The 14,005-nt window shown below is 46.6% G+C and carries 11 protein-coding genes; 7 read left to right on the forward strand and 4 right to left on the reverse strand.

All coding sequences use genetic code 11. The features are described from left to right. Positions 1-59: 59 nt before the first annotated feature. Positions 60-1,622: an FAD-dependent 5-carboxymethylaminomethyl-2-thiouridine(34) oxidoreductase MnmC1 gene (mnmC1, locus tag HMPREF9370_RS06360; protein WP_009116570.1), complete on the reverse strand. Its 1,563-nt coding sequence runs from the start codon at positions 1,620-1,622 to the stop codon at positions 60-62. A gap of 261 nt (positions 1,623-1,883) precedes the next feature. Between mnmC1 and scpC the strand changes: the two genes are divergently transcribed. Beyond that, complete coding sequence (scpC, locus tag HMPREF9370_RS06365) at positions 1,884-3,407, forward strand: succinyl-CoA:acetate CoA-transferase ScpC (RefSeq protein WP_009116572.1); 1,524 nt, start codon at positions 1,884-1,886, stop codon at positions 3,405-3,407. Between the two features lie 114 nt (positions 3,408-3,521). Here the strand turns inward: scpC and HMPREF9370_RS06370 are convergent, their stop codons facing one another. Beyond that, the gene (locus HMPREF9370_RS06370) at positions 3,522-3,995 is read right to left on the reverse strand and encodes a YchJ family protein (RefSeq protein ID WP_009116573.1); all 474 of its coding nucleotides are present in this window, start codon (positions 3,993-3,995) and stop codon (positions 3,522-3,524) included. A 207-nt stretch (positions 3,996-4,202) separates the two neighbouring features. On the opposite strand from HMPREF9370_RS06370, the gene rpsT reads away from it, so the two are divergent. The 6 genes from rpsT to HMPREF9370_RS06400 all read left to right on the forward strand — a co-directional run bounded on the left by rpsT (position 4,203) and on the right by HMPREF9370_RS06400 (position 10,996). After that, complete coding sequence (gene rpsT / locus HMPREF9370_RS06375) at positions 4,203-4,466, forward strand: 30S ribosomal protein S20 (RefSeq protein WP_009116575.1); 264 nt, start codon at positions 4,203-4,205, stop codon at positions 4,464-4,466. A 143-nt stretch (positions 4,467-4,609) separates the two neighbouring features. Further along, positions 4,610-5,743 (forward strand): phospholipase A, encoded by a 1,134-nt coding sequence (locus HMPREF9370_RS06380; RefSeq protein WP_009116576.1) that lies wholly within the window; start codon positions 4,610-4,612, stop codon positions 5,741-5,743. Positions 5,744-5,823: 80 nt separating this feature from the next. Next, on the forward strand, positions 5,824-6,519 hold the full coding sequence (locus HMPREF9370_RS06385) for a DUF502 domain-containing protein (RefSeq protein ID WP_009116577.1): 696 nt from the start codon (positions 5,824-5,826) through the stop codon (positions 6,517-6,519). Positions 6,520-6,685: 166 nt separating this feature from the next. Next, a complete protein-coding gene (locus tag HMPREF9370_RS11630; protein WP_156792980.1) occupies positions 6,686-6,946 on the forward strand; it encodes an Ivy family c-type lysozyme inhibitor in 261 nt (86 codons plus the stop codon). A 75-nt stretch (positions 6,947-7,021) separates the two neighbouring features. Continuing rightward, positions 7,022-8,830, forward strand: coding sequence for an aspartate--tRNA ligase (gene aspS / locus HMPREF9370_RS06395; RefSeq protein WP_009116580.1), 1,809 nt, complete (start codon positions 7,022-7,024; stop codon positions 8,828-8,830). A 378-nt stretch (positions 8,831-9,208) separates the two neighbouring features. Continuing rightward, entirely contained in the window at positions 9,209-10,996 is a 1,788-nt protein-coding gene (locus HMPREF9370_RS06400) for a Na/Pi cotransporter family protein (protein WP_009116581.1), read from the forward strand. Between the two features lie 178 nt (positions 10,997-11,174). Here HMPREF9370_RS06400 and HMPREF9370_RS06405 read toward each other — a convergent pair whose 3' ends face one another. Both HMPREF9370_RS06405 and HMPREF9370_RS06410 read right to left on the reverse strand, forming a co-directional pair. Further along, positions 11,175-13,094, reverse strand: a complete 1,920-nt coding sequence (locus HMPREF9370_RS06405; protein ID WP_009116582.1) for a prolipoprotein diacylglyceryl transferase family protein — start codon at positions 13,092-13,094, stop codon at positions 11,175-11,177. A gap of 57 nt (positions 13,095-13,151) precedes the next feature. Next, a complete protein-coding gene (locus HMPREF9370_RS06410) occupies positions 13,152-13,940 on the reverse strand; it encodes a hypothetical protein (RefSeq protein WP_040666988.1) in 789 nt (262 codons plus the stop codon). Between the last annotated feature and the right edge of the window lie 65 nt (positions 13,941-14,005).

A 14,005-nucleotide genomic window follows, 5' to 3' on the forward strand; every position in this document is an offset into this window, starting at 1 on the left:
GCCTGTCTGAAAGGTTTTCAGACAGGCATTGTTTGAATTGATTTGATTGTTAAGGTTGATTATGAGCTGCCGCTGCGCACGATGGAGCGGATGATAAAGCGGTTGGGGTGCAGTGCTTCTCTGATGCGGCGGGAGAGCGGGTTGGGCAAGCCGAGTATTTCTGTGGCAAGGCTTTCGGCGCAGATGGGTGCGCTGGCTAAGCCGCGGGTGCCGTGCGCAGCGTTGACATACACATTGGGCAGATAGGGGCAGGGGGTTGAGATGGGGTAATTGCGGTCGAGTGCGAGTTTGGCGTATATCTTTTGCATGGCTTCATAATCGCCCAGCGGGCCGACAATCGGCAGATGGTCGCTGCTGTCGCAACGCACGGCAGCATGACCTTGCAATGAATGCCTGTCTGAAAGCAGGCTTCGGGCAAGTTCGGAATGCAGCTCGTGAAGCATTTCTTGATTGGCTTGTTCCTCTTTTTTGCGCCACTCGCTTGAGTTATCGTGTTGGATAAATGTAGCACCATAACAATGAATGCCCTGCCAGGCAGGAGCGATATAGCTGGCGCCGGAAAGGGCTACAAGCAGGTTTTCAGACAGGCTTGTGGCAGGCGCTAAAGCGGTTTGGCCGCGGATGAATCTTAGTGGCAAGTGATTCAATGGCCGTATTTGGCCGCTTGATGCGCCGGTGCAATAAACCATGCAGTCGGCTTCGATTGTGGTTTGCTGTGTGGTGAGCTGCCAGTGTTTTCCGGTATGGCGGGCTTTTTGCAATGGGGCGTGGGTGTGCAACGTGATATTAGGATGGGTAAGCAGGGCGTTGACAAAGGCAGGCGGGTTGAGCCATATGCCTTGCGGCCAGAATAAGCCGCCTTGTGTTAAAGCTACTCCGGCAAGGGATGAGGCTTCTTCTGAGTCAATGTTGCGGTAAAGGTGGATATGATGGGTTTGTTGGCCGAGTAAGGCATTGCGCTGTGTTTCTGCTGTGTTGTGATTCAGATGAAGAACGCCGTTGCCGCCCCAGCTGCCTTGTTGGGGCAGCAAATGCTCCAGCAATCGGCGGGTATGGCCGTAGCCGCAAAGCAGAAGCTCGGTTTGTTCGGTGTTATGCGGCGAAATTTTGGCGTAGAGCAAGCCTTGTCGGTTGCCGGATGCAGCCTGTGCCGGTTTTTCCGCTTCCAAAACGCTCACACGCACACCATGCTCCGCCAATGCACGTGCTGTTGCCGCCCCGGCTATGCCGGCACCGACAACAACCACATGCTTCGGTTTAGATGATGCGGGTGGGATGAACCAGGGTTTTTGAGGCTTTTCCGGCGCTTGTGCTACGGCCTCGGTCTGCCATTGAACGGGTTCGCTGAAGTATTCGTATAAATGGGCAGAGGAAGCGGGAGGCATTAGCCATAAATAAGCATTGGGCAAAACATTGTGCAACACGTTTGGCCCGCTGAATTGCAAACAGGATAATTCTTTGCGTAAAAGCGTGGCGAGCTCACGTTCGGCAGGTTCAGACTCTTCAGACAGGCATCGTTCAGGCTGCACCAAATCCGGTAAACAAATGACGATATGCCGATATGATTCGGCAGTTTTCAGTAATGTTGCAAGAGCGGGAAAATAATTGAAGGCTGCAGGCATGGCATTTCAGACAGGCATGATAAAAAGGCATATTAGCCTTATGCTACTTTTAAATAAAGGGTAAATATCAGCAATGCCTGTCTGAAAACCCAAATAAAATACATAAAAGCAGTTTCCATTCTGCTGCGTTTATTATATATTTCAAAAAATCGGCTACGGCTGACTACAAACATTATCGCTTGGATAACACTCACACTTCATTCCGGGCTTTTTTGAAATCCAAAAAGGTAAAACGCCTTTGCCAAAATTAGGAGAATATTTATGACAAACCAGGCAGCGGAACGCATACAACACGAAGGCCTGCGCAGCAAAATCATGTCGGCCGAACAGGCGGCCGAGTTTATCAAAAACGGTATGACGGTCGGCATCAGTGGCTTTACCGGCGCAGGTTATCCGAAAGCCGTACCTACCGCGATTGCGGAGCGCGCAAAAGCCGCACACGCGCGCGGCGAAGAGTTTGCATTCGGCATGATTACAGGCGCTTCTACTGCCCCGGAATGTGACGGCGTATTGGCAGAAGCCAACTGCATCAGCTTCCGCAACCCTTTCCAATCAGACCCTGCTTTGCGCAAAAGCATCAACGCCGGCAATACCGCTTATCAAGACATGCACTTGTCGCACGTTGAGCAACAAATCCGCAACGGTTTTTATGGAGAAATGCAGGTTGCCATTATCGAAGCAACCGGTATTACCGCAGACGGCAAAATCATTCCGGCAATGGGTATCGGCCACTGTAATGAAGTGTTGAAAGCAGCCAAACACGTTATCATCGAAGTGAACGCCAAGCAAAACCCACTGCTGGAAACCATGCACGACGTATATTTCGATATCGGCACACCACCGAACCGCCAGCCGATTCCTTTGGTAAAACCTGATGACCGCATCGGCACGCATTATCTTGAATGCGATTTGAATAAAGTGGTGGCTATCGTATTAACCGACGCTTTCGACCGCAACAGCAAATTTGCCGATCCCGATGAAAATTCAAAACGCATTGCTGCCCAAATCATTGACTTCTTCTCTCACGAAGTGAAAGCGGGCCGTTTGCCGAAAAACCTATTACCGCTGCAATCAGGCGTGGGCAATGTGGCTAATGCCGTGTTGGCAGGCTTGTTAGATGCGCCGTTTAACGATTTGACCGGCTTTACCGAAGTATTGCAAGACGGCATGCTTGATTTGATTATCGCCGGCAAAATGAAATCCGCGTCAGCAACTGCTTTGTCATTCAGTCCGGATGCTTTGCAACGTTTCAATGACAATATCGAATTTTTGCGCGACAAAATCGTTTTGCGTCCGATGGAAATCACAAACAATCCCGAGCTTATCCGTCGCTTGGGTGTAATCGGCATGAACGCCATGATTGAGGCAGATATTTACGGTAATGTAAACTCGACTCACGTTATGGGCACCAGAATGATGAATGGTATCGGCGGCTCAGGCGACTTTACCCGTAACGCATTTTATTCGTTCTTTGTAAGCCCTTCAGTGGCTAAAGACGGCGCAATTTCCTGCATCGTGCCGATGGTTTCACACCACGACCATACCGAACACGACGTGATGTTTATCGTTACCGAGCAAGGTATGGCCGATTTGCGCGGCAAATCACCGCGCCAACGTGCTAAACTGATTATTGAGAATTGTGCGCACCCCGATTACCGCGATATGCTTCGCGATTATTTCGATCGCGCAGAAAAAGCAGGCGGCCTGCACACGCCCCACTTGTTGAGCGAAGCCTTGTCATGGCACCAACGTTTTGTTGAAACAGGCGATATGCGTGTGAAGTAAGTTATTTAGTATATTGATACAAAGCAAACCTCTGCTTTAGTTAGCGGAGGTTTTTTAATGCCTGTCTGAAAGCGGGGTTTGAGTGAAAGTAAAGCGTTTTCAGACAGGCATTGTCTATCCGCGTAAAAACGGCCCGCAACATTGCTTGAATTTTTTTCCCGACCCGCAGAAACAGGGTGTTTTCATGCTTGGGAGCGGCACGGTGGGATCGATAAAATACCAAGTTCCATTAATGTTCACAAAAGCTGATAACTCACGATGAATATGGGTTTCGCCTTGCTCGCTGAAGCGTGCTTCAAATTCTACTTGAGCATGGTGTTTTCCTACTTTAGGACGGTGTTGTAAAACAGTTAATCCCAGCCATTCGGCGTTCCTGCTCCACGTATCAATGGCCGTACGGTTCAATAACGCTTGTTGCTCAGGTACCGTGGTCGATACGATATAATCGATTTGCTGCAAAACATAGGCTGCATAACGCGAACGCATCAGCGTTTCGGCATCAATTGCAGAATGTTTACCTTGATGCAGAGGGGCGCAGCAGTCAGCGTAAGGCAAACCTGATTGGCAAGGACAAAGTGAAATCGTCATTCTCAAAAGCCATTAACTTGAAGAGTGGCGAAATTTTACGCCATAAAGATTTTTTCAGACAGGCATGGAAATAATCTGTTGCGTTGCGCCAATACCGCCATGAAAGACCCTTTACAGATTTATTATGAAAAAACTTGCTTTTGCCAAGTTAAGTAATTAAAATTACGTGTTTACGAAAATTCAGATTTATTTCAGGAGACATCAAATATGGCAAATAGCGCACAAGCCCGCAAACGTGCTCGCCAAGCTGTTAAAAACCGTGCACATAATGCCAGCCTGCGTACTGCTTTCCGCACAGCGGTTAAAAAAGTATTGAAGGCGGTTGAAGCAGGTGACAAAGCTGCTGCCCAAGCAGTTTACCAAGAAAGCGTTAAAATTCTTGACCGCATCGCCGATAAGGGCGTGTTCCACAAAAACAAAGCTGCCCGTCACAAAAGCCGCTTGTCTGCCAAAATTAAAGCAATGGCTTAATTTCAGTAGACCTTCAGCTGGTTCGATGCATTAAGCATGCCCCCAGATAGCCCGTCGGTTTATATTTGGGGGCATTGTTATTCTTAGCTGGGTTGTATCTGCTGAGCATAAAACGGGTAGGCTAATATATTGAAGATTGTATTATGAATCGGTTGAAATATAGCATGCTGATTTGTATCGGTATGTTGCCATTGTCGGTGCAAGCTTCGGATCCCGCGTTGCAATGTACGCTTTTAAAAGACAATGCTTTGCGTTTGGCTTGTTTCGATAAAGTGTATGCTGCACAATTTCCGCCTCAAAGTTTACCGCAAACGCCTAAACCGCAGCCCAAATCAGTAGATTTGGTTAAGTCAATTGAAAGCAGTATTGATAATAAAGAAACGGTTGTGGTATTCGATGGCGCAAGGAAAGCCGGAGAACCTTTATCAGACCTGATTGAATCAGCAGATGCCTACACCCCGCTCAGCCAACTATATGACCTGGATGAAAATAACCAAAACGGTATTTTGTCGCTGCGGGAACATAATCCTATGTACATCCTGCCTGTCTGGTATAACAGCGCGCCAAACGTTAAACCATACAGTTCCACGAGGGGCGAGACGGATGCGGAAAAATTTTCCGACCAAAAGCGCATAGAGACTAAACTGCAAATTTCTTTCAAAACCAAAATTATGGAAGATTTGTTTAGAACGCGCGCAGATATTTGGTTTGGTTATACTCAGAAATCAGATTGGCAGGTTTGGAATCAAGGGCGGAAATCCACACCTTTCCGCAACAGCGATTACATGCCTGAATTGCTGGTTACCCAGCCTGTTAAAGCCGATTTGCCATTTGGCGGAAAATTGCGTGTATTGGGAGCCGGTATTGTGCATCAATCAAACGGCCAAAGCCGGCCTGAATCACGTTCGTGGAACCGTGTTTATGGTATGGCCGGAATGGAGTGGGGTAAACTTACCGTCGTTCCGCGTGTATGGATGCGTGCTTTCGATATGAGCGGCGAAAAGGATGATAATCCGGATATTATGGATTACATGGGTTATGGTGATCTGAAGTTACAATACCGCTTTAACGACCAGCAAACTCTGGGAACTACGCTGCGATATAACCCGAAAACCGGTAAAGGAGCGATAGAAACAGGCTATGCGTTTCCGGTAAAAGGTAAATTGAAAGCTTACGTGCGGAGTTTCCACGGCTATGGTGAAAGTTTGATTGATTACAATCATAAACAAAGCGGTATCGGTATTGGCGTGATGTTTAATGACTGGGATGGTTTTTGATTGTTGAATCCACTCGTTTCTTTGAGCCCGGATGCGTATAATAAGCGTTTGGGCCGTTCTATTCATGGAAAAATCAAGTAATGGCAGAGAAAAAACCGGAAGGCGGGGGCATTGGCAAGGCGCTGAAAAAATATCTGATTACCGGTATTTTGGTGTGGCTGCCGATAGTGGTTACCGTTTGGGTAATCACTTATATTGTCGGCGCTTCTGATCGTTTGCTTAATCTTTTACCTTCATATTGGCGTCCGGAACAGTATATCGGTTTTAAAATTCCCGGGTTAGGTGTCATCGTTGCCATTGTGGTGCTTTTTATAACCGGGGTGTTTGGCGCTAACGTATTAGGCAGAAAAATTCTAGAAGCATGGGATAGCCTTTTGGGGCGTATTCCGGTTGTGAAGTCCATTTATTCCAGTGTGAAAAAAGTGTCTGAATCATTATTTTCAGACAATGGACGCTCTTTTAAAACGCCAGTATTAGTGCCGTTTCCACAGCCGGATATTTGGACAATTGCTTTCGTATCTGGAAGTATCCCTCCTTCAGTTGAAAGAGGCCTGTCTGAAAACGGGGAGGAATATATTTCTGTATATGTGCCTACCACACCTAACCCTACGGGCGGCTATTACATCATGGTTAGAAAAAGCGATGTGCGCGAGTTGAACATGAGTGTAGATGAAGCGCTGAAATATGTGATATCTCTAGGGATGGTAATGCCTGATGAATTGTCGGTAAAAATTTTACCTGAAGTGAAGCAGACAGAAAAACAATCAGATAAATAAATTGATATTTGATGAAACAAGTTTTATTGTTAGTTTTTGTTTTGTTGGGCATCACTAAACACGCTTATCCGGCATCTGAACATGATGTGGTAAATGAAAAAGGTGAGCCAGTTTATTTTTTGATTGGGTGAAACAATCGGCATTTAAATAATTATGGCAGAAGCAGGTGTGGCGCGGTACACCAAAAAATCCGATAAACCATTGGATTAAAAATATGAGTGGGCCAATGCCGCCTTTACAGACCGCTGAGATGGGCGGTAAGCAGTATTACCAAACTTGGATGTGCCAGCCTCATAAAGAAAAAATATTTGCTTGTCATGTGATTTACCGTGAATCTCGAAATCCTGAAGAAGAATATATCCAAGCATATATCTACGGCAGACTAAATGCAGAGCAACGGCAATATTTGAAAACAGGATTCAAGTAATTTATGCCTGTCTGAAAACCATTCAGACGGCTTGAATCATTAATTAAATCAAAACAAATCAACTAAGGTGAATTTATGCGTACCAATTATTGTGGCTTAATCAGCGAACAATATTTAGACCAAACCGTTACCGTGAAGGGTTGGGTGCATCGCCGCCGCGACCACGGCGGTGTGATTTTTATCGACTTGCGCGACCGTGAAGGTATTGTGCAAGTGGTTATCGACCCTGATACCCCTGAAGCGTTTAAAACCGCCGATTCAGCCCGTAACGAATATGTGTTAAGCATTACCGGTAAAGTACGCAACCGCCCCGAAGGCACGGCCAACGATAAAATGATTTCCGGCAAGATTGAAATTTTGGCGAAAGAAATCGAGATTTTAAACACCGCCGCTACACCTCCGTTCCAAATCGACGATGAAAACATCAGTGAAAACGTACGCCTGACCAACCGCGTTATCGACCTGCGCCGCCCGCAAATGCAGCGCAACCTGCGCCTGCGCTACCAAGTAGCCATGGGCGTGCGCCGTTATTTGGATGCACAAGGCTTTATCGACATCGAAACGCCGATGTTGACCCGTTCCACTCCCGAAGGCGCACGTGACTACCTTGTGCCCAGCCGCGTGCATCCGGGTGAGTTTTTTGCTTTGCCGCAATCTCCGCAATTGTTCAAACAACTGCTGATGGTGGCCGGTTTCGACCGTTATTACCAAATCACCAAATGCTTCCGAGATGAAGACTTGCGTGCCGACCGTCAGCCCGAATTTACCCAAATCGATATTGAAACCTCGTTCTTAAGCGAGAACGACATCATGGACATCACCGAAGGCATGGCCAAACAGGTGTTTAAAGACGCATTGGGCGTGGAATTGGGCGATTTCCCGCGCATGCCGTTCTCCGAAGCCATGTTCTACTACGGTTCCGACAAACCCGATATGCGTGTGTCGCTCAAGTTTACCGAGCTGACCGACTTGATGAAAACCGAAGAATTCAAAGTATTCCGCGCCGCAGCCGACATGAAAGGCGGCCGTGTGGTGGCTTTGCGCGTGCCGAACGGTGCGAAATTAAGCCGCAAAGACATCGACGAATACACCAAATTTGTCGGCATCTACGGTGCGAAAGGTTTGGCTTACATCAAAGTCAACGATGTGAGCAACATCACCAACGGCGAAGACAGCGGCCTGCAATCTCCGATTGTGAAATTCCTGTCTGAAAACTGCCTGAAAGAAATCATCGCCAAAACCGAAGCGCAAAACGGCGACATCATTTTCTTTGGTGCCGACAAAGCCAAGATCGTGAACGAAGCCATCGGCGCATTGCGTATCAAAGTCGGCCACGAACACGGTGCGGAAAACGGCTACTTTGTGGACGAGTGGAAACCGTTGTGGGTGGTTGATTTCCCGATGTTCGAATACGACGAAGAAAACGACCGCTATGCCGCCATGCACCATCCGTTTACTTCTCCGAAACAAGGCCATGAAGATTTGATGGAAAGCGATCCCGAAAACTGCTTGGCGCGTGCCTATGATATGGTGCTGAACGGTTGGGAAATCGGTGGAGGTTCTATCCGTATCCACCGTGCCGACATTCAGGAAAAAGTGTTTGCCGCCCTGAAAATCACTCCTGAAGAGCAGCAAAACAAATTCGGCTTCCTGCTGGACAACCTGAAATTCGGTGCACCTCCGCACGGCGGTTTGGCTTTCGGTTTGGACCGTTTGGTCACTTTGATGACCGGTGCCGAATCCATCCGCGACGTGATTGCTTTCCCGAAAACCCAGCGCGCGCAATGTTTGTTGACCAATGCGCCGAATGCGGTTGATGAGAAACAGCTGCGCGAATTAAACCTGCGTTTGCGCCAGAAGGCAACCGAGCATAAAGACGCATAATTTTGATTTGACAGCGGCCTGAACGTTTATCGTTTCAGGTCGTTTTGTTTTATAATTCTTCGAAAAAATAGAGATCTTATGATACGTGGGACGTTTTATCTTTCAGACAGGCATTATTGGGTATTATTCAATTAATTCAATGAGTTGAGATTTGTTAGAAGTTGCTGCGGTTTAAGTTTAAAAGGCCTATAAGTAGTTTGCTTCCTTTTATTTATACTCATCTGAAAAATAAATATTTAAGTCAAACATTAGCAATATTACGGTTATGACCGGCTGAGTAAAAATTCCAATGCTTTTATTGATTGCAATGAACAAATGTAGATTAATTGTGGAATGTAATGCCGATTCCGGTGTTAAGTAAAAGCGAAAGAAACAGTTTTGGAAAAGAATCCTTTAAAAACAATAACGATTATAGCGGTAGCCGTGGCTCTCGCTATTAGTTTCTGGTATAGCTCTGCATGGTTGCAGCTCTGTTATGGGTTAGCCCTATTTTTATTTGGTATGCAGAGTATTGAAGAGGGCTTGCACAATGCAGCCGGGGGGATGTTGGAACGGTTAATGGCCAAAAGTACGGCCACGCCATTGAAAGGTATGTTGTTTGGTATGAGCGCTACCTTTGTTCTGCAATCGAGCACCTTGGTTTCTTTGCTGACCATGGCTTTCCTTAGCGCCGGTTTGATCACATTAGCCGGCGGGATTGCGGTTATTTTAGGCACGAATTTAGGGGCGACAAGTGGTATTTGGTTGCTGGCTTTGGCTGGGCAGAGTATCAGTTTGAGTCCGGCGGCGGTGCCGATGTTGGTGTTTGGTATTTTGGCAGGTTTTTTTAAAGGCAAAATGAAAGGTCTGGGAAGAGTGCTTGTAGGTATCTCTCTGATTTTTCTAGGTATTGATGCTATTAAAGAAGGTTTCCAAAGCGTAGGCCATACTGTTGATTTTGCTTCGATTCAAGTTCAAGGTGTGGCTGAAGTAGCGATTTTTGTACTAATTGGCTTGTTGCTTACCATAATATTGCAGTCCACGCACGCCACCTTGATTTTGACATTGGCAGCTTTGGCCGGAGGGCAAATTAGTCTGGCACAAGCTTTTGCGATTGCTATCGGTTCTAATGTGGGCAGCAGTGCTTCAACAGCGTTTGTAGGCATGCTCGGAAGCGATAGAGGCGGGCAGAGGTTGGCTATGGCGCATTTGTTGTTTAACGTTGTAACCGCTTGCTTATCTTTATTGTTATGGCTTCCGTTAACATCTGCTGTGAATGCGGTTGGTAACTGGCTGGGTATGAGCGATTTACTTCAGTTGGCTTTTTTTCATACTATATTTAATGTATTGGGCTTAACGGTATTCTGGAAATTCCAAAATAGATTGGCTGAAGAATTATTGCTTCGTTTGCCGGAAACCGCGCAAGCGGGGCTACAGGAGCCGAAAAAAGAAAAAAAACGCCATGCCTTATATCTGAATGAAAATATGCTGCGTTCGTGTGATACCGCTTTGCGCGCCGTATGTAAAGAAATCGAACATTTAAATACGTTGAGTTTGGAAGTGATTTGTCAGGCATTGTTTATTCCTGAACAAGCGCTTTATGAGGATGTGTTATCGTCGGAACTAATCCTGCCTGAAAAAGTGCAGAAAGTTGATGTTCAAACGCTCTATCAAGACCGCATCAAGCCGCTGTATGGGGAGTTGGTGGAATTTACCAGTAAAACCGATATTGATGAGCGTGATGATAAACAGAAATTGTTGATGAATGCGCATATGGCGGCGATGCAAATGGTGGAGATCGTCAAAGGTTGCAAACACCTTCAAAAAAATATGCAGCATTATTTGCAACAGCCACAATCTCCTGTGTACAAGGAATATTTGGATTTACGCGCCCATTTATTTGACACGCTGAAATATTTTTACCGAACATCTTTATCGGAAGCCGATTCGCCGGAGCGTACCGATAATATTGCAATATTAGCGCAGCATGTCGAAATGCTGGATACTGTTTTCCGAACCGGAATATTGGAAAAATTGCGCGCGGGAAAAATTGACAGTTGGCAGACGACCTCTTTAATGAATGACATCAATTACGCCAAGCGCATTGGCTTGGGATTTTTGGATATTCTGAGGGAGGAAAAAGAGCTGATGATGCACCCTACCGACAAGGAGCAAGAAGCCGCATAGGTTTGGAAACGTAATGCCTGTCTGAAAGTTGCTTTTCAGACAGGCATTCTTATCATAACCGTTTATAGTCAATCAACACATTTTTTGATCACAAGTGGCAAGCCGCAGACAGTGCAGATAGTACAGTGAGGAGCAGCAACGCCGTAGCAGAAATAAAGTTTATTTGCGATATATATTCCTACGTTAATCTTGAAAACCTACGATTGCTATAAGGAAAATCCACACCATACACAAACCAAATCAATAAGGCATATAAAAAAGCCTGAATCCATAAGCTTGTATTTAAATTTCCTGCCTTCAAAGGAATAGAAGGGATATAAGTCATCACTATTCCAAGCAGAATTGAAGCAATTGCCAGCCATTGGTAAACGCGCATACCCATAAAATAAGGGGTTTGAGGTTCGCCGCGAAGCGATTCTTCTACAAACCGGAAAATGCCGCTGAGAATGAAATATATGCCTGTTACGAATGATGCGGGCATTTCCAGCGTATACAGCCGCCACAAAAGAAAGAAACTGAGAAAGTTTGCCGCCATTGAATAAAACTGTGTGGGGTAAAGATTTTGTCCGCATAAACCGGCCAGTTTGTTGACTCGGGATTTGGGGTGTGTGAACCGTAAACCCTGTACCGTGTCGGTGGGTTTGCCGTGGCAGCAGCCTTGAACCAAGCAGCGGCATCTGCCGAAAAACTGGATGGGGCATGCAGCTAGAGCTGCCGCCGCCAATAGCGACCAGATATCTGTTCCGAACAGCCCTGCCGTAAATACTGCGGTTAAAATGCCGATAACGCTACCGTAGTAACCAAACGGGCGCAATAAGGCGGCGGAGCCTTCTACCCATTGCGCCCACAATCCGGCACCGATAAAGCCGGAAAGCCCCATCAGGTAAACGGCCCACAAGTTGCCGGGCAATAGATAAGCCATGATTAAAAAACCGAAAAAGCCGCCTAAAGCCGCATAAAATCCGTGATTAATCAGGCGCACTTTGCCGAATTGCCATTCACGCCAGGAATTTGCAATCCGTTCACAGAAATGCAATAAGCCCATATAAACCGACTTCCTATATCTGACCAAGCAGTACACTGAAACAGCAGCAGCGGCATCTGCAAGGGTGTGATTATGGGTGGTCAGGCAGCTTAAGATAACCAGCCATGATGCTGCTACAAGGTAGCGGCGGTATGGCATAGGTGTGCCGGCAAAGTAATACGCGGCAATGAGTGCCCAAAATATATGAAAAGATGGAAACGAAGCCATGGGCGAATCGTATTGACGCCCCCATTCAATCATATTGCTGAAAAGCGAATCAGGCAGCGTTTGGTAATTTATTGCTGCCGGAACAACCAGATAGCCATAAAAAATCAGCAACATTCCCCAAAAAGCATCACTCATCCATGCCCGCAAACGTTGGTTGCTGTCGATAATAAACGGAACGGCTATTGTGAGCGGGTAAGCCAACAGATAAAACAATACGGTAAACGGCAAAATCGGCACATAAGCATCTGCAGCGGTGTTGCTGTAAAACATATCTGAAGGTAAACCTAGCCAAACAAATATTTCGTAGCCCAGCAGCCATGGCACAAACACCAGCAAGGCGGCCCGTGATTTTTCAGACAGGCCCGGTTTGCGCCCATTGGGCGGAGGAAGATCCAGCCATGTTTTGTGTAACAAAGGCTTAGCACCAAATTGCCGTTCGATAATTTTACGCTCAAAGCCGTATATGTAAGCCACAATCATCAGTGCAAACAGTGGTGTAACCAGCCACACGCCGGCAGACGAACCGTTCAGCCATGACAAACCCAAACACAGCAAGACCGCGCCTGTGTAAATTGGATGCCGGCAAACGCGGTAAGCACCAGAAAATACATATTCTTCAGGAGGAAACGCATTCATCGGCAAACCTTTGCCCGTGCGCCATAAACCAATCATCGCCCATAGCATCAAAGCTATTCCCCCCGCAGCGATAAATCCGCCCGGCCATTGTGCGCCGGGCAAAGGTAGTGTAACCGCGTTATCGGCGTGTACGGCCCATTGCCACAGTAATACGGGCAGAAGCAGGCAAAACACGGCAGCGTAGAGTATTTTTTGCAAAATTAAAGGCATATATTTTCTTCAATAAAACCGTTATTTCGTTGGTTTTCTCTATTTATTAAAAGATAATTAAGCACGCCACAATACTTTTTCATAAAGCGCCCAACCTGCTTCAGCCGGTGCACCGGGTATAGCAAGTTCGGCGCGGCTTTTCCACTTGGTTTCACGCGTTTTCAAGAAATCTTTACCGAACACGCGGTTGAGTACCGGAAAACGCCGGGCCAGTGTCAGTAAAGGTTCGTCTTTGATCACAGCAGGTTCGCGAAAGTTCAAATGCAAACCACATTCAGGCAGTAACAGGCGGCATTGATGCAAGATAAAATTTTGATAGCACCTGCCATCCAGATAAAGCAATTTCAAAGGATTTGCGCCGCGCCATTCCAGCCATACCAGTGTATGAGAAGGAGAAAGGAAACGCCCCCAATACAGTTCGTTTAAAGGCAGCCGCCACGGCTCTAAAGTTAGCGTTAGTGTTTCTGCGTAGCCAAGACCTTGAAAATATTGCCCATTTAACGAACAGGAAAACTGGGCCTTAGGTGTGTGGCAATGCCAGCGGACATATTTATCTGTATCAGTGAAAGCGGCGGCGTTGAGTAAATCTATATCGTTAAGAGGTGCATCCAGAGCTTGCCATTGCGCCGATACGGATAAGTTTGGCTGCTGGAAAACACGGTGATTTTCACCAAGCTTTGCAGCTTTCAGACAGGCATCTTCATGCAATGCATTATCCGAATTGTGAAACATCACTGAGGAATATGGTAGGCGGAGGCCCAGAAACGATAGTTCCGCAGCATACGCAATCACGGCATTGCCATGTTGGTCGATGCCGTCGAAATAATGTTTGCGGAGGGTAAACACGTGATGTTCCTGTGGGGGTGGTGGAAGAATGCAATTGAAAACAGATATAGGCTGCTTCGTATAAA

Source organism: Neisseria wadsworthii 9715 (assembly GCF_000227765.1).
GTDB classification, from domain to species: domain Bacteria; phylum Pseudomonadota; class Gammaproteobacteria; order Burkholderiales; family Neisseriaceae; genus Neisseria; species Neisseria wadsworthii.